The organism is Stappia sp., assembly GCF_048261845.1.
Classification (GTDB): Bacteria; Pseudomonadota; Alphaproteobacteria; order Rhizobiales; family Stappiaceae; genus Stappia.
On record NZ_JBLXFR010000014.1, the window covers coordinates 65425 to 86273 of the forward strand.

Consider the following 20849-nt stretch of genomic DNA (forward strand, 5'->3'; position numbering starts at 1 on the left):
GCGGCTTATTCCCCGTGGCTCTGTTCGACGGTGTCGGACCTGATGCCGGGGTCGCCGAGGAAAAGGACGCGGACGAGATGGTCCGCCATGGCGATGGCGAGCAGCACCGCGCCGGCTGCCATGGCCATCTGCGGAATCCAGAGCGGTGTCGCGTCCTGCCCCTGGCTGATGTCATTGAGCTTGCGGGACCAGTAGACCGCCTTGATCGCGTACCAGGCGAGATAGGTGGCCAGTGCAGCCCCTATGGCGAAACACCACACTTCCAGCCAGCGCCGCCGCTCGCCGAGAGCGGTCAGCAGGATGCTGACGCGGATATGCGCGCCTCTGTTGAGCGCATGGGCGAAAGCGAAGAACGAGGCGGAGGCCATCGCGTAGCCGGCATAGCTGGTGGCGCCGGGGAAGGTCAGGCCCGTCCATCTGGCGATCATCTGCGCGACAATGATGGCCAGGATCGAGATCAGGCATAGGGCGGCAAACACCCCGCCGGTGAAATACAGGCCGTCGAGAAGGCGTCGCAGCCCTCGCCCGAGTGCGGTCATGGTCGTGTTCCGTATCTCTTTTCGCCCGGTCCCGGGAGCGGTGCGCGCCGCAAGGAGGCATGCCGGGCGCCCTGTCTCGCGAAGGAGCGGGCGCCGACACCGCGGAGAGAGGACAACGGGGCTCCTTGTCGGGCTCCGTCGTCCCCCGGTCCGTTGCCGGGCGCGCGCCCCGTCACGGGGTGCGCGTACCGGGACTGGCTGTCAGGTGATGCTGGCGGCGATGCCGCCGCTTACATCGCCTTGTAGGCGTCGACGATGGCCTTGCCCTTGTCGCCGGCGGCCTTCAACCATTCTCCGGTCATCGTCTCGCCGACGACGGCCAGATCGCTCTTCAGCTTGTCGCTCGGCTTGGCGACATTCATGCCGTTGGACTTCAGGCCGTCGAGGGTGAAGGTCGTGTAGTCCTTGGCCTTCTGCAGGCCTTCCGCCTCGGCGGTTGCGGCACAGTCGGTGAAGACCTTCCTGGTGGCGTCGTCGAGACCGGCCCACGTGTCCTTGTTGACCATGATGGAGTTGCGCGGCAACCAGGCGTCGACTTCATAGAAGTGCGAGACGTTCTCCCACAGCTTGCTGTCGTAGCCGGTGGCGCCCGAGGAGATCATCGACTGGGCAACGCCGGTGGCGAAGGCCTGGGAAACCTCGGCCGCCTCGATCTGGACGGGAAGCATGCCGGTCAGTTCGGCGAGCTTGGCGGTCGCGGCGTTGTAGGCGCGGAACTTGACGCCCTTCATGTCGTCGACGGAGTTGACCTCCATGTTGAAATACATGCCCTGGGGCGGCCACGGCACGCTGTAGAGCAGGACGAGGTTCTGGCCGTCGAGAGCCTCTTCCACGGCGCCCTGCGCTGCCTTCCACAGGTTCACGGAATCCTCGAAGGAGGTGGCGAGGAAGGGAATGCTGTCGATGCCGAAGAGCGGATCCTCGTTGGCATGGGCCGAGAGCAGGCGTTCGCCGATCGGCACCTGGCCCGTCTGCACCGCGCGCTTGATGTCGGCGCCGCCGAACAGCGAGCCGCCCGGATGGGTGACGATCTCGATTTCGCCGCCGGTGCCCTTGGTCACGCAGGCCGCGAAGACGGCGGCGTTCTCGGAATGGAAATTGGTCGCCGGATAGGCGAGCGGCATGTCCCACTTCTCGGCGGCGAAGGCCGGCGTGGCGGCGGATGCGGCAAGAAGGGCAGCGGTTACGATGCCGGTGGTGGTCTTCAAAAGGTCAGTCATCTTCACTCCTCCATGTCTCCGGACCCTGATGTTGTTTTGGGTCCCGGAGTGTTCACGATCTCTGGTCGGCGTCTGGTCCCGTGAGGACGTCGAAGGCATCACTCTAGACAGCGAAACGCTCCGGCGAATAGGGGGCCAAGTCGATATTCGGCTTGCGGCCGCTCACCAGATCGGCAATCAGCCGGCCGGTCCGGGGACCGCCGGTCAGACCGACATGATGATGGCCGAAAGCCATCAGGACGTCGCCATGGCGCGGCGACGGCCCGATTACGGGGATGGAATCGGCCGGTGCCGGCCGGTGTCCCATCCATTGTCTCGTGGAGCGCCAGGACAGCCCCGGCATCGCCTTGCGCAACTGGCGTTCCAGCAGCCTGAAAGGCGCGTCCGCCGGTCCTGCCTCCAGCCCGCCGAACTCGACGATGCCGGCAAGGCGGATGCGTCCTTCCATCGGCGTTGCGACAAATTTCGCCGAAGCGAACATGGCCGGCGCGCGAGGGAAGGCGCTCGGCTCCTCCAGTTCCAGGTGGTAGCCGCGTTCGCTCTCCAGCGGGACCGAGATGCCCAGCTGGCGTGCGAGTCCCTTCGACCACACGCCGGTGGCAAGCACCGCCCGGTCGCAGTCGAGCGGGCCGGCATCGGTGGCGAGCCCGGAAAGGCGGCCATCGTCGAAGCGAAAGCCCTCGACGGAGGCGCGCAGCACGCGCCCGCCCAGCGTTTCCAGATGGGCGGCGAGGTCCTTCACGTAGCGGCCCGGATCGCGGATGACGCCGTGGTCGGCAAGGCGCACGGCGAAGCGGTTCTCCGGCCCGAGCAGCGGATCGTAGGCGGCAACGGCGTCGCCCTCGACCTCTTCCCAGGAAAAGCCCGCCGCCCGCCGCAAGTTCCAGCCGAAGGCATCGGCCGAGAAAGCCGCACGGTCGCGGTAGACATAGAGATAGTCGGAAGGGGCAAGCCAGCGTTCGGCGGGCGTGCCGGCGGCAAGCGCCTGATGATCTTCCAGACTGTTGCCGATGATGGGAAAGAGCGCGCGCGAGATACGGGCGGTCTCTTCCGCCCGGCAATGGGAGAGATAGCGGGCGAGCCAGGGCAGCAGGCGGGGGAGGTAGGACCAGCGCAGGAAAAGCGGACTGTCCGGATCGAGCAGCATGGCCGGCGCCTTGCGCGGCAGGCCGGGCACCGTGACCGGAACAACGGCGCAGGAGGCGAGCACGCCGCCATTGCCGTGCGAGGTGCCTTCGCCGGGCGCGCTGCGGTCGACAAGCGTGACGTCATGCCCGTCGCGAGCCAGCCAGAGCGCCGTGCTCGTGCCGATGATGCCGGCGCCAATGACGACAATCCTCAACCGCTCGCTGCCGTGCTGATGCACCAAGTCTCTCCTCAGCAGATTGTCACAAGTGTCACGCGGGCAGGTGAGGCTGTCAACGATTTATCGACAAATTGTTGGTAATATTGCGGGCCGTGGTCTCTATTCTGTACGCTGGCAGGAAAACCACGGTGCAGACCGCTGGAGCGACATACTTGACCCAGGGTTGCCGGCCCCGGTTGTCTGTGAAATCCGGGCGGCAGGCCTGGCGGGAGGATCGACATGAGAGTGGAAGGCGGCAAGGCGCTCTATGGCGCGGCGGTTGGCATACTGATGCTGGAGGCGCGGTTTCCGCGCATTCCGGGCGACATGGGCAACGCGCTCACCTGGCCGTTTCCGGTGCATTACCGGATCGTGCGCGATGCGACGCCCGACCGGGCGGTGCGGCAGGGCGCGCGCGGGCTTCTGGACGCCTTCGTCGCCGCCGGGCGGGAACTGGTCGCCGACGGTGTCGACGGCATCACCACGAATTGCGGCTTCCTGTCGCTTTTCCAGCGCGACCTGCAGGCGGCGCTGGGCGTGCCGGTGGCTGCCTCCTCGCTGATGCAGGTGCCGCTGGTCGACAGGGTGCTGCCGCCGGGCAAGCGCGCCGGCATCCTGACGATCTCGGCCGCATCGCTGACGGGCGCGCATCTGGAGGCGGCAGGCTGCGCGCCGGACACGCCGGTCATGGGCACCGAAGGGGGCAGCGAGTTTACCCGCGCCATTCTCGACAACGAGGCAAGCCTTGATGTGGAGGCGGCACGGGCCGACAATGTCGAGGCGGCACGCCGTTTCGTCGCGCGTCACCCGGAGATTGGCGCCATCGTGCTCGAATGCACGAACATGGTCCCCTACGCTGCGGATATTCGCGCCGCGACGGGGCTGCCGGTCTACTCGATCGAGAGCTTCGTCACCTGGTTCCACTCCGGCCTCGTCCCCAGGCGGCACGCCTAGGACCCTGAGCCTGATCGAGAGTTGCCCCGACGCGGCTGCCTGCCGTAGCTTGGAGCGAGACAGTCCAGGCGGGAATTTCATGACAGACAGTTCACAGGCCGAGAGCCAGAGCGAAGACGTTGCGCGCGGCGGGATCGGCCCGGTCGTTTCTGCGGCCCATCTGGCATCCGGTGCCATGCCGGCACTTTCCGAGGTCGAGTTCGCGGTGACCATGATGGTCAACGCCTATCATCGCTGGATGGTGCGCTGCATGGCGGCGGCCGGTGCTCCGGGCATGAGCCCGCTCGATACGCTGGTGCTGCATTCGGTCAATCATCGTGGCCGGCCGAAGTCGCTCGCCGACATCTGTCTGGTGCTCAACATCGAGGACACGCACACCGTTACCTATGCGCTGAAGAAGCTGGCTGCGGCCGGTCTGGTGGAGACCGGCAAGCGCGGCAAGGAAAAGACGGTGGCGATCACCCGGGCCGGCGAGAAGATCTGCATGGAGTATCGCCGGCTGCGCGAGGCGCTGCTGGTCGGGCCGGTCAAGGGGCTCGGGATGGACGAGGTGGAACTGTCGCGGCTTGCCGCGACGCTGCGCTCGGTCTCCGGGCACTACGACCAGGCCGCGCGCGCCGCCGCTGCGATGTAGGGACGATACACGGATCAGGCGGAACCGCTCAGGCGACCTTGCTGCGATGTTCGGCGCTGGCGTCGTCCGCCGCCGTTGTCGCGGCGTCCGGCCGGTCGTCGGGAACAGAATCCGCGACCTGCGCGTCTGCACCCTCAGGGGCAAGACCGGGTGCCGTGGGCGTTTCGCGCGTCAGAGCGACTTTCTCGTCGCCAAGCGCGGGGGGCAGCAGCAGCGCGTCGCGCTTTGCCTGCTGGGCCAGTGCGGCATTGTGATGGGCGGTCTTGTCGGACAGGTCCATAGGCCGGCCGAAGAGGAAGCCCTGCACCTTGTCGCAACCGGCCGCGCGCAGCAGGGTCACCTGGTCCTCGTTCTCCACGCCCTCGGCGGTGATGGTGACGCCGAGCGAGCGCCCCAGGCCGACGATCGAGGCGATGATCGCGTCGGTTGTCGGGTTCTTGCCGACTGTGGCGACAAAGGAGCGGTCGATCTTGATCGTGTCGAAGGGGAAGCGGGACAGGTAGCTGAGGCTCGAATAGCCGGTGCCAAAATCGTCCATCGCCACCGAGGCCCCCATCTGGCGAATGCTGGTAAGCGTCTTGACGACCGCTTCCGTATCGGAAATCAGCAGGCTCTCGGTGATTTCCACTTCCAGACGTTCAGGCGCCAGACCGCTTGTCTTCAGCGCCTCGGCGACCCGCTGTTCCGTCTTGCCCGGGCTGAACTGGGCGGGAGACACGTTGACGGCGATGGTGAGCGAGGTATCGCGCCAGCGGGCCGCTTCATGGCAGGCCCGGTTGAGCACCCACGAGCCGATCTCCTCGATCAGGCCGGCATCTTCCGCGATCGGAATAAACACGGTGGGAGAGATCGTTCCGCGCTCGGGGTGCTCCCAGCGCAGAAGTGTCTCGTAGCCTGTCAGGCGCAGGTCGGAGAGCGAGAACTGCGGCTGATAGAGCAGGCGGAATTCGTCCTGCTTCAGGGCGTTGCGCAGGTCCGTTTCCAGTATCTTTCGCTTCTGGGCGTCGGCGTCCATTTCGGGCGAGTACCAGACATAGGTCGAGCGCCCGGAATGCTTGGCGCGGTAAAGCGCCAGATCCGCGCAATGCAGCAGGCGGGACGAGCGCCACGCCGCTTCCGTTGCCTGCGCGACGCCGATGGACAGCGAGATCGGTATGTCCTTGCCGTCGATGCGGGTCGGCACCTTGGTTGCCGCGATCATGTTGGCGGCAAGCCTTGTGACGGTCTTGCGGCTGCTGTCGCGGGCGATCAGCACGGCGAATTCGTCGCCGGACAGGCGGGCAACCAGATGATCGCCGAAAACACTCGACAGGCGGTCGGAGATCACTTGCAGGAAAAGATCGCCGGCGGCATGGCCATGCGTGTCGTTGACGTCCTTGAACTTGTCGACGTCGATCAGAAGCACGGCGATATTGGTCGCCTTGGCATGTGCCAGGCGCAGGGCCTCGTTGAGCTTGGTGCTGAACACCGTCCGGTTCGGCAATCCTGTCAGGGCATCGTGATGGGCAAGGAACTGGATGGTCTTGCTGGCATGAAGCCGGTCGCGGAACCGGCTCCAGACGAAGAAGGCGGCAAGGCCCATGGCGGCAAAGACCATCGCCATCATCACGGCGACGCCGATGCGTATCACGTCATTGAGAAAAAGACCCGTCATCTCCTGGTTGTAGGAGAGGATCATGGCGCCCAGGGTGCGACCGTGCTCGCGGATCGGAACGGCGAGTAGTGTGACCCCTTCGCGTTTGCCCAAATAGTTCGATGGTACGTCGACAGGAAGTGTCGTATCGCCGAGGTCACCGTCCAGAAGCCTGTCGATGCGGGGTGTCAACTCGGTGATCTGCCGTTCGGGCAGGCGGGACAGGACGGTGCTGTCCGCAACCGAAGGCGTTTTTTCGGCGAACCAGACGATAGCCATCGTGGCGACGAGCTCATTGCCCTCGAGATGGCTCATGAACTCCGTGACGGTCAGCTCCGTCGAGGGAGGAGAGGGTTGAAAGCGAATGGCTGGTGCACGGCGCGCTGCGCGGTCTCCGTCCATGCTGTCGATGGACAGACGCAGGGGTGGTTCGGCAAGCGGCTGCAAGGCCTGCTCGGCTGCAGCGGTCCGGCGATGCTGCATGTAATCCTGCAGATCGCGCTCGATGCGGCGTGCCGCTTCCTGGGCATCCCGCGTGTAGATTGCCTGCGAAAAGAATACATTGGCGGCATGGATCGCCGAGGCGAAGCCGAGCACGACGGTAAAACCCGTCAGTATTCCGATAAGTGTCCGAAACTTGCGCAAACCGCCATCCCCGAGCGCTACCGATCAGCGCCGCCGCCTTGGTCCTGACGGATCATCGCACTACAAAGTTTCCAGACATTGAATCGAGACGCCGCAATGGTGTCCCGGAGGGTGTCGCACAACCAGGGTATGTTGGAGGCTCGTTTATGGCCGATGAACAGATGCGCAGTGAAACGGACTCCATGGGGGCGGTCGAGGTGCCGGCGGACCGCTACTGGGGTGCGCAAACTGAGCGCGCGCGCCATCACTTCGCCATCGGGCGGGATCTTTTCCCGCTGGAGATCATTCGCGCGGTCGCCGAGATCAAGCGTGCCGCGGCGGCGGCCAACGCGGAAATCGGTGTGCTTGACGGACATCTTTGCGAGCTCATCCGGACGGCCGCCGACGAGATCATCGCCGGACGGCACGACGGCGAGTTTCCGCTGCATGTGTGGATGACCGGCTCCGGCACCCAGGCCAACATGAACGTCAACGAGGTGATCTCGAACCGTGCCATCGAACTCGCCGGGGGCGGGCGCGGAAGCAAGGATCCGGTCCACCCGAACGATCACGTCAACCGGTCGCAGTCCTCCAACGACGTGATCCCGACAGCGCTCAACGTCGCGGCGGCGGTCATGATCGCATCCCGGCTGTTGCCGGCCCTGGCGATCCTGCGTGAGGGGCTGGCCGGCAAGGCGCGGCAATGGCGCGATGTGGTCAAGATCGGCCGGACGCACATGCAGGACGCCGTGCCGATGACGCTCGGCCAGGAGTTCGCCGGCTATGTCGGCATGCTTGACGACAATGTCGAGCGCCTTGCCTTCGCGCAGAAGGGGCTGATGCGGCTGGCGATCGGCGGCACGGCGGTCGGGACCGGACTGAACGCCCCGACCGGCTTCGATGCGAAGGTGGCAAGCGAGCTGGCGTCGCGTACCGGCCTGCCGTTCGAGGCGGCGGCGAACAAGTTCGCCGTGATGGGCGCACATGACGCGATGGTGATGGCTTCGGGCACGCTGCGTGTGCTTGCCGTCTCGCTGCACAAGATCGCCAATGACATCCGCCTGCTGGCCTGCGGGCCGCGCGCCGGTTTCGCGGAACTGGTGCTGCCTGAAAACGAGCCCGGTTCCTCGATCATGCCGGGCAAGGTCAACCCGACACAATGCGAGGCGCTGGCGATGCTCACCGTCCAGGTCATGGGTCTGGATGCGGCAACCGGGTTTGCCGGGGCAGGCGGGCTGCTCGACATGAATGTCTACAAGCCGATGATCGGTGCCAATGTGATCGAGTCCTGCAGGATGCTGGCAGACGGTATGGAGCATTTCGCGAAATTCGCGGTCGCCGGCATGGAAGCCAATGAAAGCCGGCTGCGCGAGACGGTGGACCGGTCGTTGATGCTGGTCACGGCGCTGACGCCGGAAATCGGCTACGACAAGGCGGCGGCCATCGCCCACCACGCGCATCACGAAGGACTGACGCTGAGGGAGGCGGCGCTGGCGCTCGGACATATCGATGCCGCGACATTCGACAGGATCGTCGACCCCGCCTCGATGACCGGCGCGATGCCGGATATCGGGTGAGACCGGGCTGCAAGCCGGCGGCCGCCCGACGTGGCCGATTTCAGGGCGAATGTGCTAGAAGGCGATAACGGCCCGCGGGGCTGAGTCGGGATCGGCTCGCTCCTGCCTGCCATTTGAGAGAGGTATCCATGGACGGTCGGGTGGTGCTTGTCACGGCCGCGGGGAGCGGCATGGGCGCAGAAATCGCCCGCAAGGTTGCGAGCCTTGGTGCGAAGGTCGCGATCCTGTCGGCCAGCGGCAAGGGAGCCGCGCTGGCGGAGGAACTGGGAGGGCTCGGCCATACCGGGTCGAACCTCGTCGCCGACGATCTTGCCGCGTTCGTCGCGGCGACGATCGAGCGCTACGGGCGCATCGATGCGGTGGTGAACAGCGCCGGGCATGGCCCGAAGGGCGATATCCTGTCGATCAGCGATGAGGACTGGCACCTTGGCATGGACTATTACCTGCTCAACGTCATCCGGATGTGCCGGCTGGTGACGCCGCATTTCCAGCGCCAGGGTGCGGGCGCGGTGGTCAACATCTCGACCTATGCCACGTTCGAACCCGAGGCGATGTTCCCGACCTCTGGCGTCTTTCGCGCTGGGCTGGCCGCTTTCACCAAGCTTTACTGCGACAAATACGCTGCCGAAGGCATCCGCATGAACAATGTCCTGCCAGGCTTCATCGACAGCCTGCCGGAGAAAGAGGACCGGCGCGAGAGGATCCCCATGGGACGCTATGGAACGGTTGGCGAGGTGGCGGAGACCGTCGCCTTCCTGTTGTCGGACGGTGCCGGCTACATCACCGGCCAGAACCTGCGCGTCGATGGCGGCATCACGCGGTCGGTCTGAGGCTCCGGACAGGCGATGAACATCTGGTCTGCGATCAGCGCGGTGGCGGCGGCAATCGGTTCGGGCGGCGCGCAAATGGTCGACCGGATCGTCCAGTTTCTCGTCTCCGTCGGAGAGGGGCGGGGCGACCGGGCCGTTGCCTTCACCGTTGCCATGATCGCGCTCTCGGCAAAGATGGCGAAGGCGGACGGCGTGGTCACCGGCGACGAGGAGATCGCGTTTCTCGACGTCTTCGACATTCCCGCCGGCGAGGAGCGCAACGTGGCGCGCCTCTTCAACCTCGCCAAGCAGGATGTCGCCGGCTTCGAGACCTATGCCGAACGCCTCGCGGCGCTGTTTCCCGATGACGAGGAAATCCGCGTCGACATCCTTGATGCGCTGTTTCACATCGCCAAGGCCGATGGTGTGGTGCATGAGCATGAAGTGGCCTATCTCACAAGGATCGCCGAGATCTTCGGGCTGGATTCCCGTGCGTTCGACCAGGTTTTCGCCCGGCATGTGAGGGCGGAGGGCGATCCGTATCCGGTGCTTGGCATCGCGCGTGACGCCAGCAACGACGAGGTCCGGCGTCACTATCGGCGCATGGTCGTCGAGACCCATCCCGACCGGTTGATCGCGCGCGGGGTGCCGGAAGAGTTCGTCCGCATCGCCAATGACCGCCTGGCCGCGCTCAATGTGGCCTATGCCAAGATCGCGGCCGAGCGCGGAATGTGACCGACGGAAACAACATGCCGGGAAGGGATGGGTGGTGATGATCGATGCGACGACACTTGCGACCTATGTGGTGATCGTACTGGGCTTCGTCTTCATCCCCGGCCCGGCGACCCTGCTGACGGTTGCGAGGGCGGCGAGTTCGGGAACCCGGGTCGGTATCGCCACCGGGGCCGGCATCGCCGCTGGCGACCTGATGCATACGGTGATGGCGGTGGTCGGCCTGTCGGCGATCATCGCGACCTCGGCCATGCTGTTTGCGGTCATCAAGTATCTGGGCGCGGCCTATCTGATCTATCTCGGCGTCCGCGCCCTGTTCGAGCGGCAGGCGACCGACCTTGCCGCCGGGACGCGGGCCATTGGCGCGCGGGCGGCGTTCCGCCAGGCGATCCTTGCCGAGGTGCTGAACCCGAAGACGGCCCTGTTTTTCCTGGCGTTCCTGCCCCAGTTCGTGAAGCCCGGGAACGGGTCGGCGGCGCTGCAGCTTCTCGTGCTCGGGGGGCTGTTCGTGCTGATCGGGCTGTTCAGCACCATCGTTTTCGCACTGGCGGCGGGCGGGCTGGGCAATTTCCTGCGACGCAACCCCTCGGTCCTGAAGTGGCAGGGCAAGGTGGTCGGCGGTATCTATTGCGCGCTCGGGATCAGGCTTGCCCTGCAGGACCGTTGAGAGCACCACGGAAAGACATGCGATGAGCGTCAGGACGGATACCGGCTTGTCGGCGCGGCTGCGCCCTTCGCCGAACCACAACGAGCGGCAGGGCGAAGTGCGCCTGCTTGTCCTTCACTACACCGGGATGGCGAGCGGGGACGAGGCGGTGCGCCGACTTTGCGATCCGACCGCCGAGGTCTCGGCGCACTATGTGGTCGAGGAGGATGGCAGCATCCTGCAACTGGTGCCGGAAAGCCGGCGGGCCTGGCATGCCGGCAAGTCGTTCTGGAAAGGCGAGCGGGACATCAACTCCAGCTCGATCGGCATCGAGATGGTCAATCCCGGTCACGAACACGGCTATCGCCCCTATCCGGAGGCGCAGGTCGCGGCGGTGATCGACCTGTCCGCGGACATATGCGCCCGTCACGGTATCCCCGCCACCGGCGTGCTGGCCCATTCCGACATCGCGCCGGAGCGCAAGGAGGACCCGGGCGAGTTGTTTCCCTGGGACCGTCTGGCGGCGGCCGGGGTCGGCCTGCATGTGGCGGCGGAGCCCGTTTCGGGCGGACGGTTCTTTCAGGAAGGCGACACCGGCCAGCCGGTCGAGGCGCTGCAGTCGATGCTGGCGCTCTACGGTTTCGAGATGCCGATCAGCGGCACCTTCGATGCCCGCACGCGGCTTGCGGTCGCCGCGTTCCAGAGGCGACACCGGCGCGCGCGTGTCGACGGCATTGCCGACATGTCGACGATCACCACCCTGCACCGCTTTCTGCAGGAGGTGCCGAAGCTCGGCTGACGCGGGGCGGCGATCGTGACGATTTGCCAAGGGAGGCAGACCTTCGCCGCCTGCGTGCCACCGGAGCGGGACATCAGCGCCACGAAGTGGCCGTATTGTCCGGTATCTGCATGTTTTAGCCAGATTTTATCGATAATATTGTAACATTTCGTGATCATCCCGGTCGGATTTTCGTCTTACCGCACCGTCATACCCCCGCCCTCTCAACAACGACAACCAGTCTTGAAGGTCGGTACATGACGATTTCTCTCGCGCCGCGTCTCGTTGGCGCACTCTTTCTGGCTCTCACCGCCGCGGCATGCCAGACCGCATCCGTTTCAACGACCACCGTTGATCCGAAAATCCTGGAAGCTGGCGGCCGTGTCGCGAAATACGATGCGATCATCCGTGCCGAGGCGCGCAAGCATGGCGTTCCGGTGAAACTGGCCCATGCGGTGATCAGCGTCGAGAGCAACTACAATGCGCGGGCACGCGGTCGCGCCGGGGAAATCGGCCTGATGCAGATCAAGCCCCAGACCGCGCGAGGCGAGGGGTTCCGTGGCAGCGCCAAGGCACTCTATGATCCGAAAACCAACATCACTTTCGGCATGCGTTATCTCGCCGGCGCCCACAAGAAGGCCGGCGGCGACGTTTGCGGCACCATCCTGCGCTACAATGCCGGACACTACGCCAAGCGGATGAACCCGGTCAGTCGCCGCTATTGCTCCAAGGTGAAACAGATCCTGGCCCGCGGCTGACGCATCGTCCGGTGCGGCGATCAGCGGGGGCGCGTGGTGGACCGGACAACGGATGGAGGTGCGGGAACATCTTCCGCCAGATCCTCGTCCGCGGCAATTCCGGTGACGGTCTCGGCGAGCGAGATCACGCCGGCCCAGATCGGCAGGTTGTAGTCTTCCTCGTCATCGACGGGCGGCCCGTCGCGGCGCTTCATGGTGACCTGTTCGACATCAAGTGCGAGCACGCCGGTGGCATTGAATTCCTTTGCGGTCATTTGCCGGACTTCGTCCCAGCGACCGGGAAGCAGGCGGTTCGTCAGCGCGACAAGCGCCGCTTCCTTCTCCACCGCGTTGACCACGTGCCGGGCCTGCGCGTGAACCACCACCGAACGGTAGTTCATCGAGTGGTGGAAGGCGGAACGGGCCACGACGATCCCGTCCAGCAATGTCACCGTCAGGCACACGGGCGCGCGTTCCTCAACACCCTTGACGATGCGCGTCGCCTTGGCGCCGTGGATGTAGAGCTTCCTTCCGATCCTGGCGTGCAGCATCGGGATGACCATCGGCCTTTCGTCGGCGACGAACCCGACATGGGCGATGCGGGCCGCGTCGATGACCGCCCATGCCTCGGCCGGATCGGAGACCTCACGCTTTCCGACCCTGACCCGGGCGTGCCGGGGCAGGGTGGCGCGCTGCCGGCGTCCGATAGTGTCGATTTTCGTCATGATTGGCATTCCCGTGTTTCGCGACGGGGAATGTGCCATTAAACTGGTCCCAAGAAAGATCCACTTTCAGGATTGTTGAAGGACCAGAAAATGCTGGACGGCATCCTGTCGCTCGATCGCGACCTCCCGGTTCCCCTGCCCGAGCAAGTCTATCGCGGCCTGAGGGGGGCGATCGGCGAGGGACGTTTCTCCACCGGCACCCGGCTGCCATCCAGCCGTGCGCTGGCGACATCCCTTGGTATCTCCCGCAATACGGTCAACGCGGCCTACGAACTGCTGGCGGCGGAAGGCGTCGTGTCCGTGCGCCCCGGCTCGGCTCCGCGCGTTGCAGAGCACGGGGGACTGCGTCCTGAAGGCTCGGCGGGCGAAGACGGCGTGCAGAAGATCGCCCTGTCGCGGCGCGGGCGGGTGATGAGCGCCGATCCCTGGGGCAAGTCGGGGCGGCGGCGCGGCGGACGGCTTGAGCCCGGGTCTCCGGCCCTCGACTGTTTCCCCAAGGACGCCTGGGCGCAGACGCTCAGGCGGGCGGCCCGCAACGTGCGTGGCCGGATGATGTTCTACGAGGAAACGGCGGGATATCCGGCGCTGCGCGACGCGCTGGCGGACTATCTGACCCAGGACCGCGGAGTGCGCGTCACGCCCGGCCGGGTTCTCGTCATGCCGTCGACACAGGCCAGCCTGCAACTTGTGGCGCAATGCTTGGCAGATCCGGGCGATGCCGCCTGGATCGAGGATCCGGGCTATCTCGGCGCGCGCGCGGCGTTTCGCTCCGCCGGGTTGTCGGTGCAGCCGATGCCGGTCGACGGGCAGGGAGCCGATCCGTCGCCGCTTGCCGATGGTCCGTCGCCAAAACTGATCTACGTGACCCCCTCGCACCAGTACCCTCACGGCATGCGGATGACGCTGGAGCGGCGTGCCATGATCCTTGATGCGGCGCGCGCGCATGGAGCCGTTGTGCTGGAGGACGACTACGACAGCGAGTTCCTGTTTTCCGGCCGGCCCCTGGCGGCGATGCAGGGACTGGGAGCGGACGGCGAGGTGATCTATCTGGGCACCTTCTCGAAGAGCATGCTGCCGGGAGTGCGGGTCGCCTACATGGTGGTTCCGGAGTATCTGGCCGGCCCGCTGGCGACCGCGCAACGCGTGTCCGGCATGCTGGCCAGCGTGGTGACGCAGGCAGCGCTGGCCGATTTCATTGTGTCCGGCCGCTATCGGGCTCATCTGAAGCGCATCCAGGGGATCTACCAGGCACGCGGGGCCGCACTTGCGGGCGCGCTGCGGGCACGCCTCGGCGGGCTGGCAAGCGTCGCGGATCCGGTGGGCGGTGTGCAGCTTGCCCTGAGGTTTCGCGATCCGGTTGACGATCTCGAGGTGGCGCGGCGCGTCAATCAGCTGGGCTTCGGTGTCGCGTCGCTCTCCTCCTATGGCATTCGCTGCCGGCAGAGCGGCCTTGTCATCGGCTTCGCGGGACTGGCCGAGGGAGATGCGGACGATTGCGCCCTGGCGATCGCCGGGGCGCTGGAGGAGGGCGGTCTCGACAAGACTTGACCGGACCGGTCCGGACGCCTACCAGTCGCGCGTCAGCCGGCCGGACGGCCGCTCCCGCAAGGGCGGAAACGCCGCGGGGGAGGAAAGTCCGGGCTCCACGGAAAAACGGTGCCGGGTAACGCCCGGCGGGGGCAACCCCAGGGAAAGTGCCACAGAAAGCAAACCGCCCCGGTTCCGGCCGGGGTAAGGGTGAAAGGGTGGGGTAAGAGCCCACCGCGCGACCGGTAACGGAAGCGGCACGGTAAACCCCACCGGGAGCAAAACCGAATAGGGGCGGTGCGGGATCCGCAAGGATCCCGGCCCTTTTCCAGGCCAGCCGCCCGGGTTGGTTGCGTGAGGCGTCCGGCAACGGGCGTCCCAGATGAATGGTCGTCGCGCGCGGCACTCGTGCCGCGCCATACAAAACCCGGCTTACAGGCCGGCTGACACTTTTCCCCTCATCTTCAGGCGGGTTTTTCGTCCGCGGCGTCCGGCTCGTGCCCACGCCGCCGATGTCCCGTCCCGATCTCCCTCGCCCGATCTCATTGAAACCGTTGGCTTTCGGCCCGGCGCTGCCTTTCGCACGGCTGAATCCGGGGCCTCTCGCAGGATGCAAAGCCGGTGCAACCCAATTTTAAGCTTAACCGTGGATAACCATTGGACGGTGTTTCGCGCACCGTTCGGGAGGGGGCCGAAACCATTGGATTCCATTGACGCCCATGAGGTCCCATGCTATCCCAGATTATCCCGTTTCGAGTTGTAGCAACGGGGCTAAGGCGGCGTACGGATTCAGTTCCTGTGCCGGCGTGCGGTCTGGCCGCAGGCATGGTGCACGGCGCCGATGTGTCCAGGGATCGGGAGTCAAATGGTGGCCGAGCGCAGCGCGTTCGGCGGTGGGGCGAGAGAATCGATGTCCGGCTTCGTGTCGCACTACACAAATCGACTCGACGCCAAGGGGCGGGTCTCTGTTCCTGCTCCCTTTCGCCAGGCTCTCACACGCGACGGTTTCGAAGGTCTCTACTGCTTTCCCTCGCTGCACCAGTCGGCGGTGGATGCCGGCGGGCATCAGCTTGTCAGCGAGATCCAGAAGCGTCTCGATGGCCTGACGACGCTGACCGAGGATCACGACGCCCTGTCGACGGCGCTTTTCGGCGCGAGCGAAACCCTGAAGATCGACGGAGACGGCCGGGTGATGCTGTCCGACATGATCCGCGAGCATGCGGAAGTGACCGACCAGGTGACCTTCGTCGGGCAGGGCTACAAGTTCCAGATCTGGCAGCCGGAGCGGTTCCGCGCGCATCGCGCCGATGCGATGAAGCGGGCGATGGCCGTCCTGTCTTCGCCGAAGCCTTCGGAGGCGGGGCGATGATGGCGTTGCCCAGGGATGAAGGCGCACCGCGCCATGTCCCGGTTCTCCTTTCGGAAGTTCTCGCCGCGCTCGGCGACATCGACGGCTGCGCGGTCGTTGACGGCACCTTCGGCGCCGGCGGGTATACGCGCGCCTTTCTGGATGCCGGGGCCGATGTCATCGCCATCGACCGGGATCCGAACGCCATTGCTGCCGGTCGGGCGCTTGCCGCAGGCAGCGCGGGCCGGCTGTCCCTCGTCGAGGGGCGGTTCTCCGAACTGGACGCTCATGCGCAGACGCTGGGGCGTGCTGGCGTGGATGCGGTGGTGCTTGATCTTGGCGTCTCCTCCATGCAGCTCGACGAGGCGGAGCGCGGGTTCTCCTTCCGCAGTGACGGGCCGCTCGACATGCGCATGGAGCAGAAGGGGCTTTCCGCCGCCGATGTCGTCAACCGCATGCCGCAGCGCGATCTGACCAGGGTGATCGGCATCCTGGGCGAGGAAAAGCGTGCGTCGTCCGTGTCGCGGGCGATCGCCGAGCGGCGCAAGGAGCGTCCCTTCGAGCGCACATCCGACCTGGCTGCTGTCGTCGAGAAAGTTGTCGGCCGGTCCTTCAAGGGCAAGCAGATCCACCCGGCGACGCGAACCTTCCAGGCCCTGCGCATCTATGTGAACCGGGAACTGGACGAGGTCGTCGAGGCGCTGGCCGCAGCCGAGCGGGCGCTGCTGCCGGGCGGGCGGCTGGTCGTCGTGACCTTCCACAGTCTCGAGGACCGGATCGTCAAGCGGTTCCTTGCTGAGCGCAGCAGGACGCGCGCTGGCGGATCGCGTCACCTGCCGGAGGCGGAGGTGCCGCCGGCGACATTCGAGCTGATCGCCCGCGGGGCGGTCGATCCGTCCGAGGCCGAGGTCGCCGCCAATCCGCGCGCCCGGTCCGCGAAACTGAGGGCCGCGCGACGTACCGATGCCCCGGCGCGCGAGATCGATCCGCGCGAGCTGGGTGCACCGCGTGTCGCGGAGCCCGGGCAATGGGAAGAGTAGAGCCATGAGCCGCTATACGAACGTCATCCTTGCCGTGGGCGTGCTGGCAGCAGCGGCCGCCGTCTATGACATGAAGCACGACGCGGAACGCTCGGCGGAGCATGTGGCCGCGTTGCAGCGCGAGATCGAGCAGGAGCGCGAGAAGCTCCAGCTGCTCAAGGCGGAGTGGAGCCTCCTCAACGACCCGAGCCGCCTGCAGCGGCTTGTCGAGCGCTACAACGAGCACCTGTCGCTGGAGCCGCTTTCAGTCGAGCAGATCACCCGGATCGAGGATGTGCCGGTCAAGCCGGTGCATCTGGCTCCGATCGACAGCAACGCGACGCTCGGCGGCTATGCCGGGTCCGCACCCGTGGTTCGATAGGAAGGGTGAGATGGCGGTGACGGATCAACCCGTATCCTTTCTCCAGCGTCGCGCCGTCGGTGAACGGCACGTGCCGCGCGGACCCTCGACGCATGCCGTGCGGAGCCGGGTGCGCATGGCGATGGTCGTCTTCGCCATGGTCTACATGGCGATCGGCGGCCGGCTCGTCATGCTTGGCATGAGCGAGGAGGCACGCTCGGTCTCCTATATTTCCGCGCAGGACAGCGTGGCGGCGTCACGACCCGATCTCGTCGATCGCAACGGCCAGATCCTGGCAACCGACATCAAGACGGCGTCGCTCTTTGCAGAGCCGCGCAAGATCATCGATGTCGACGAGGCGCTGGAGGGCATCGCCAGCGTGCTGCCCGAACTGGGCACCGATGCGGTGCGCAAGCGGTTGGCCAGCAACGCCGGTTTCATATGGCTGAAGCGCGAACTGACCCCGCGCCAGCGTACGATGATCCACGATCTCGGCATTCCCGGTGTCGGTTTCCTCGAGGAAAACAGCCGGTTCTATCCGGGCGGCCCGACCGCGAGCCACATCGTCGGATCGGTCAATGTCGACAATCAGGGCATCTCCGGCATGGAGCTTGCCGTCGACAAGGCCTGGCTCGGCGACCTGCAGCAGCTCGGTTTCGCCAGCGATCGGCCGATGGAGCCGGTGAACCTTGCCGTCGACCTCCGCGTGCAGCATGTGGTGCGCGACGAACTGTCGAAAGCGCTGGAGCGCTACCGCGCGATTGCCGGCGTCGGCATCGTGCTCGACGTGGAGACGGGCGAGGTGGTGGCAATGTCGTCGCTGCCGGATTTCGATCCCAATGACCGGGCGCAGGCGCTGGAGAAGGATCGCCTCAACCGCGCGTCCGGCGGCGTCTTCGAGATGGGGTCGGTGTTCAAGGGGTTCACCGTCGCGATGGCGCTCGACAGCGGCCGGGTGACGATGAACGACAGTTTCGACGCGACGCGGCCGCTGCGCGTCGGCGGGCGGACCATCGACGACTTCCATGGCAAGCGCCGGCTCCTGTCCGTGGCCGAGACCTTCATCTACTCGTCCAATATCGGCACAGCGAAGATGATGCTGAGCGCCGGCATCGACGAGCAGAAGGCGTTCATGGAGCGGCTTGGCCTGACGACGCGGCTTCAGACCGACCTTCCCGAAGTCGCAACGCCCCTGCTGCCGCCGAAGTGGAACGAGCTTGCCGCGATCACCATTTCCTTCGGCCACGGCATTTCGGTGACACCGCTGCAGACGGCGGTGGCGACCGCCGCGCTGGTCAATGGCGGCCGCCTGATCCCGCCGACATTCGCGCCGCGCACCCGCGAGGAGGCGGCGGAGCTGGCCCAGCAGGTCGTCACGCCGCAGACCAGCGAGATCATGCGTTACCTGTTCCGTCTCAACGTCCTGTCGGGGTCCGGCCGGCGCGCGGAAGTGCCGGGCTACATGGTCGGCGGCAAGACCGGAACGGCGGAAAAGATCGAGAATGGTCGCTACGTATCCAACAAGCGCCGCAATTCTTTCCTTTCTGCCTTCCCTATCGACAAGCCGCGTTACGTCGTCCTCGTGGTGCTTGACGAACCGAAGTCGGAGCGTGAGGGGGTCGGCGCGACGGCAGGCCTCAACACCGCACCGCTGACGGCCGCCATCATTCGCCGCGCGGCACCGATGCTGGGCGTGCTGCCGAACTTTGGAGAACGGACGGAGACGGTATCGATTTCCTATTGACCGGGCCGGCAGGGACGGGGTCGCACCGCAGTTCCCGCCAGGTCCTGATGACGATGCACAACGGATATTGGCGCTAGAGATGCTGTTGAAGGACCTCACCGGCGAACAGGTGCTCGCCGCACCCGAGTTCGAAGTCGAGATCGCCGGATTGTCCGCGGACAGCCGCACCGTGACCGACGGGTTCGTGTTCGCGGCGCTGAAGGGCGCCCGCACGGACGGCACACGCTTCATAGAGGCTGCCCGGGCTTCGGGCGCCGGCGCGATCCTCGTCGGCCAGGACACGCCGCTCGCGGTGCTCGGCGACGGCGCGGATCGTCGCTGACGATGACGGGACAGCTTTCCGCGCCGGACGCTGGCGCAGATGGCGGCCCGCTTCTATGAGCGGCAACCGGAAACGCTGGTGGCGGTCACCGGCACGAGCGGCAAGACGTCGGTTGCCGTGTTCGTGCGGCAGATTTTCGCCCATGCCGGGTTCGAGGCGGCGAGCCTCGGCACGATCGGGACCGTGACGAGCCGCGGCGCCCGCTATGGCAGCCTGACGACGCCGGATCCGGTTTCCCTTCACCAGACGCTTGCGCAGCTGGCCGGCGACGGCATCACCCATGCCGCGTTGGAAGCCTCCAGCCACGGGCTCGACCAGCGCCGTCTTGACGGGCTCGAACTGTCCGCCGCCGCCTTCACCAATCTGGGCCGCGATCATCTCGACTATCATCCGGACGTCGAGCATTACCTCGCGGCGAAGATGCGCCTGTTCGACACGCTGCTGGATGCGGAGCGGCCCGTCGTGCTGGAGCCGGCTGCCCCCTATGCGTGGCGGGTGGCGGCAGCGGCGCGCGAGCACGGACATCGCGTCTTCACGGTCGGGGAAGGTGGCGAGGACATTCGCCTTCTCGACATCCGTCACGACGGCTTTGCCCAGATCCTGTCCCTGGAGACCGGGGAGGGCGCGCGCGAGGTTCGCTTGCCGCTCGCCGGACGCTTTCAGGTGTCCAACGCGCTGATCGCGGCGGGTCTGGCGATCTGCTCCGGCGTGCCCGTCGACGACGCGCTCGCGGCACTTGAGGTGCTCGAAGGCGCGCCCGGGCGGTTGGAACTGGTCGGCGAGACCGACGACGGCGCGCTTGTCTTCGTCGACTACGCCCACAAGCCGGATGCGCTCGACACGGCACTGGCCGCGCTCAGGCCTTTCACGAAGGGCCGGCTTCTCGTCGTGTTCGGCGCCGGCGGCGACCGCGATCCGGGCAAGCGCCCGTTGATGGGCGCGGCGGCGCACCGCCAGGCCGACATCGTCATCGTCACCGACGACAATCCCCGCAGCGAAGACCCCGCGACCATCCGCGCGGCGATCCTCGACGGTGCGCCGGATGCGCTGGAAATCGGCGACCGCCGCGACGCCATCGAGGCGGCCGTCGGCATGCTGCAGCCGGGCGACGTCCTGTGCATTGCCGGCAAGGGGCACGAGCCCGGACAGATCGTCGGGGAGGAAGTGCTCCCGTTCTCCGACCATGAGGTTGCGCGCGCGGCGCTGGCCGCCGTTGCCGAAAGCGACCTGTTCGGCGCCCTTGAGGATGACGGCCTCGGTCCCGACCTCGACCTCAACCTCGACGACGCGCTGGAACAGGCGCTCGCTGCGACATTCGAGCCGGACGCGGGAAACACGGCGGAGGAAGAGTGGGCCGAACTTCCGCACGTGGACGGAGACCAGGCAGAGGACGGGGCACAGCAAACCGCCGGGTCTGAAGCAGAGACAGACCCTGCCGAACATGCGGGGCTCTCCGACGACGACGTGCTTGACGAGCTGTTCGCCGAGGGAGACTTCTCCGAAGCCGAAGCCGAAGCCGAAGCCGAAGCCGAAGCCGAAGCCGAAGCCGAAGCCGAAGCCGAAGCCGAAGCCGAA

Annotated in this window: 20 protein-coding genes and 1 other RNA gene; 16 read left to right on the forward strand and 5 right to left on the reverse strand. The window is 66.2% G+C overall.

All coding sequences use genetic code 11. The features are described 5' to 3' along the window. Positions 1-5 precede the first annotated feature (5 nt). From ACN0T5_RS08345 to ACN0T5_RS08355, 3 genes are all read right to left on the reverse strand, one after another. Positions 6-539: a TRAP transporter small permease gene (locus tag ACN0T5_RS08345; RefSeq protein ID WP_417768161.1), complete on the reverse strand. Its 534-nt coding sequence runs from the start codon at positions 537-539 to the stop codon at positions 6-8. 230 nt (positions 540-769) lie between these two features. Next, the gene (locus ACN0T5_RS08350) at positions 770-1759 is read right to left on the reverse strand and encodes a TRAP transporter substrate-binding protein (protein WP_417768162.1); all 990 of its coding nucleotides are present in this window, start codon (positions 1757-1759) and stop codon (positions 770-772) included. 103 nt (positions 1760-1862) lie between these two features. Next, on the reverse strand, positions 1863-3125 hold the full coding sequence (locus tag ACN0T5_RS08355; protein WP_417768163.1) for an NAD(P)/FAD-dependent oxidoreductase: 1263 nt from the start codon (positions 3123-3125) through the stop codon (positions 1863-1865). Between the two features lie 219 nt (positions 3126-3344). Between ACN0T5_RS08355 and ACN0T5_RS08360 the strand changes: the two genes are divergently transcribed. Both ACN0T5_RS08360 and ACN0T5_RS08365 read left to right on the forward strand, forming a co-directional pair. Next, complete coding sequence (locus ACN0T5_RS08360) at positions 3345-4058, forward strand: aspartate/glutamate racemase family protein (RefSeq protein WP_417768164.1); 714 nt, start codon at positions 3345-3347, stop codon at positions 4056-4058. 79 nt (positions 4059-4137) lie between these two features. Next, on the forward strand, positions 4138-4692 hold the full coding sequence (locus tag ACN0T5_RS08365; protein WP_417768165.1) for a winged helix DNA-binding protein: 555 nt from the start codon (positions 4138-4140) through the stop codon (positions 4690-4692). A 28-nt stretch (positions 4693-4720) separates the two neighbouring features. Here ACN0T5_RS08365 and ACN0T5_RS08370 read toward each other — a convergent pair whose 3' ends face one another. Further along, positions 4721-6970: a putative bifunctional diguanylate cyclase/phosphodiesterase gene (locus ACN0T5_RS08370; protein WP_417768166.1), complete on the reverse strand. Its 2250-nt coding sequence runs from the start codon at positions 6968-6970 to the stop codon at positions 4721-4723. A 146-nt stretch (positions 6971-7116) separates the two neighbouring features. Between ACN0T5_RS08370 and fumC the strand changes: the two genes are divergently transcribed. From fumC to ACN0T5_RS08400, 6 genes are all read left to right on the forward strand, one after another. Further along, positions 7117-8526, forward strand: a complete 1410-nt coding sequence (gene fumC, locus ACN0T5_RS08375; RefSeq protein ID WP_417768167.1) for a class II fumarate hydratase — start codon at positions 7117-7119, stop codon at positions 8524-8526. Positions 8527-8654: 128 nt separating this feature from the next. Next, complete coding sequence (locus tag ACN0T5_RS08380) at positions 8655-9356, forward strand: SDR family oxidoreductase (RefSeq protein WP_417768168.1); 702 nt, start codon at positions 8655-8657, stop codon at positions 9354-9356. A gap of 15 nt (positions 9357-9371) precedes the next feature. Further along, positions 9372-10070, forward strand: a complete 699-nt coding sequence (locus tag ACN0T5_RS08385) for a TerB family tellurite resistance protein (protein ID WP_417768169.1) — start codon at positions 9372-9374, stop codon at positions 10068-10070. 37 nt (positions 10071-10107) lie between these two features. Next, positions 10108-10734, forward strand: a complete 627-nt coding sequence (locus tag ACN0T5_RS08390) for a LysE family translocator (RefSeq protein ID WP_417768170.1) — start codon at positions 10108-10110, stop codon at positions 10732-10734. Between the two features lie 22 nt (positions 10735-10756). Continuing rightward, entirely contained in the window at positions 10757-11512 is a 756-nt protein-coding gene (locus tag ACN0T5_RS08395) for an N-acetylmuramoyl-L-alanine amidase (RefSeq protein WP_417768171.1), read from the forward strand. Between the two features lie 236 nt (positions 11513-11748). Then, a complete protein-coding gene (locus ACN0T5_RS08400; RefSeq protein WP_417768172.1) occupies positions 11749-12249 on the forward strand; it encodes a lytic transglycosylase domain-containing protein in 501 nt (166 codons plus the stop codon). A 20-nt stretch (positions 12250-12269) separates the two neighbouring features. On the opposite strand, the gene ACN0T5_RS08405 is transcribed toward ACN0T5_RS08400, so the two are convergent. Beyond that, a complete protein-coding gene (locus tag ACN0T5_RS08405) occupies positions 12270-12953 on the reverse strand; it encodes a pyridoxamine 5'-phosphate oxidase family protein (RefSeq protein ID WP_417768173.1) in 684 nt (227 codons plus the stop codon). Positions 12954-13043: 90 nt separating this feature from the next. On the opposite strand from ACN0T5_RS08405, the gene ACN0T5_RS08410 reads away from it, so the two are divergent. The 8 genes from ACN0T5_RS08410 to ACN0T5_RS08445 all read left to right on the forward strand — a co-directional run. Next, the gene (locus ACN0T5_RS08410; RefSeq protein ID WP_417768174.1) at positions 13044-14501 is read left to right on the forward strand and encodes a PLP-dependent aminotransferase family protein; all 1458 of its coding nucleotides are present in this window, start codon (positions 13044-13046) and stop codon (positions 14499-14501) included. A gap of 32 nt (positions 14502-14533) precedes the next feature. Beyond that, an RNA gene (rnpB, locus tag ACN0T5_RS08415) (RNase P RNA component class A) lies at positions 14534-14931 on the forward strand. A 459-nt stretch (positions 14932-15390) separates the two neighbouring features. Then, positions 15391-15849, forward strand: a complete 459-nt coding sequence (gene mraZ / locus ACN0T5_RS08420; RefSeq protein ID WP_417768175.1) for a division/cell wall cluster transcriptional repressor MraZ — start codon at positions 15391-15393, stop codon at positions 15847-15849. Next, on the forward strand, positions 15846-16868 hold the full coding sequence (gene rsmH / locus ACN0T5_RS08425) for a 16S rRNA (cytosine(1402)-N(4))-methyltransferase RsmH (protein ID WP_417768176.1): 1023 nt from the start codon (positions 15846-15848) through the stop codon (positions 16866-16868). The genes mraZ and rsmH overlap by 4 nt, the downstream gene beginning before the upstream one ends. A gap of 4 nt (positions 16869-16872) precedes the next feature. Next, a complete protein-coding gene (gene ftsL, locus ACN0T5_RS08430) occupies positions 16873-17229 on the forward strand; it encodes a cell division protein FtsL (RefSeq protein WP_417768177.1) in 357 nt (118 codons plus the stop codon). Between the two features lie 10 nt (positions 17230-17239). After that, on the forward strand, positions 17240-18952 hold the full coding sequence (locus ACN0T5_RS08435) for a peptidoglycan D,D-transpeptidase FtsI family protein (protein ID WP_417768178.1): 1713 nt from the start codon (positions 17240-17242) through the stop codon (positions 18950-18952). A 79-nt stretch (positions 18953-19031) separates the two neighbouring features. Beyond that, positions 19032-19274, forward strand: a complete 243-nt coding sequence (locus tag ACN0T5_RS08440) for a Mur ligase domain-containing protein (protein ID WP_417768179.1) — start codon at positions 19032-19034, stop codon at positions 19272-19274. Positions 19275-19304: 30 nt separating this feature from the next. After that, positions 19305-20849, forward strand: a 1545-nt coding sequence (locus tag ACN0T5_RS08445; RefSeq protein ID WP_417768181.1) for a UDP-N-acetylmuramoyl-L-alanyl-D-glutamate--2,6-diaminopimelate ligase, incomplete at its 3' end; no start/stop codon positions are given.

Coding starts and splice junctions, on each gene's coding strand:
- ACN0T5_RS08440 (WP_417768179.1), top strand. CDS start 19,032: ATGCTGTTGAAGGACCTCACCGGCGAACAGGTGCTCGCCGCACCCGAG.
- ACN0T5_RS08385 (WP_417768169.1), top strand. CDS start 9,372: ATGAACATCTGGTCTGCGATCAGCGCGGTGGCGGCGGCAATCGGTTCG.
- ftsL (WP_417768177.1), top strand. CDS start 16,873: ATGAGCCGCTATACGAACGTCATCCTTGCCGTGGGCGTGCTGGCAGCA.
- ACN0T5_RS08435 (WP_417768178.1), top strand. CDS start 17,240: ATGGCGGTGACGGATCAACCCGTATCCTTTCTCCAGCGTCGCGCCGTC.
- fumC (WP_417768167.1), top strand. CDS start 7,117: ATGGCCGATGAACAGATGCGCAGTGAAACGGACTCCATGGGGGCGGTC.
- ACN0T5_RS08410 (WP_417768174.1), top strand. CDS start 13,044: ATGCTGGACGGCATCCTGTCGCTCGATCGCGACCTCCCGGTTCCCCTG.
- ACN0T5_RS08390 (WP_417768170.1), top strand. CDS start 10,108: ATGATCGATGCGACGACACTTGCGACCTATGTGGTGATCGTACTGGGC.
- ACN0T5_RS08380 (WP_417768168.1), top strand. CDS start 8,655: ATGGACGGTCGGGTGGTGCTTGTCACGGCCGCGGGGAGCGGCATGGGC.
- ACN0T5_RS08345 (WP_417768161.1), bottom strand. CDS start 539: ATGACCGCACTCGGGCGAGGGCTGCGACGCCTTCTCGACGGCCTGTAT.
- rsmH (WP_417768176.1), top strand. CDS start 15,846: ATGATGGCGTTGCCCAGGGATGAAGGCGCACCGCGCCATGTCCCGGTT.
- ACN0T5_RS08365 (WP_417768165.1), top strand. CDS start 4,138: ATGACAGACAGTTCACAGGCCGAGAGCCAGAGCGAAGACGTTGCGCGC.
- ACN0T5_RS08400 (WP_417768172.1), top strand. CDS start 11,749: ATGACGATTTCTCTCGCGCCGCGTCTCGTTGGCGCACTCTTTCTGGCT.
- ACN0T5_RS08405 (WP_417768173.1), bottom strand. CDS start 12,953: ATGACGAAAATCGACACTATCGGACGCCGGCAGCGCGCCACCCTGCCC.
- ACN0T5_RS08350 (WP_417768162.1), bottom strand. CDS start 1,759: ATGACTGACCTTTTGAAGACCACCACCGGCATCGTAACCGCTGCCCTT.
- ACN0T5_RS08395 (WP_417768171.1), top strand. CDS start 10,757: ATGAGCGTCAGGACGGATACCGGCTTGTCGGCGCGGCTGCGCCCTTCG.
- mraZ (WP_417768175.1), top strand. CDS start 15,391: ATGTCCGGCTTCGTGTCGCACTACACAAATCGACTCGACGCCAAGGGG.
- ACN0T5_RS08360 (WP_417768164.1), top strand. CDS start 3,345: ATGAGAGTGGAAGGCGGCAAGGCGCTCTATGGCGCGGCGGTTGGCATA.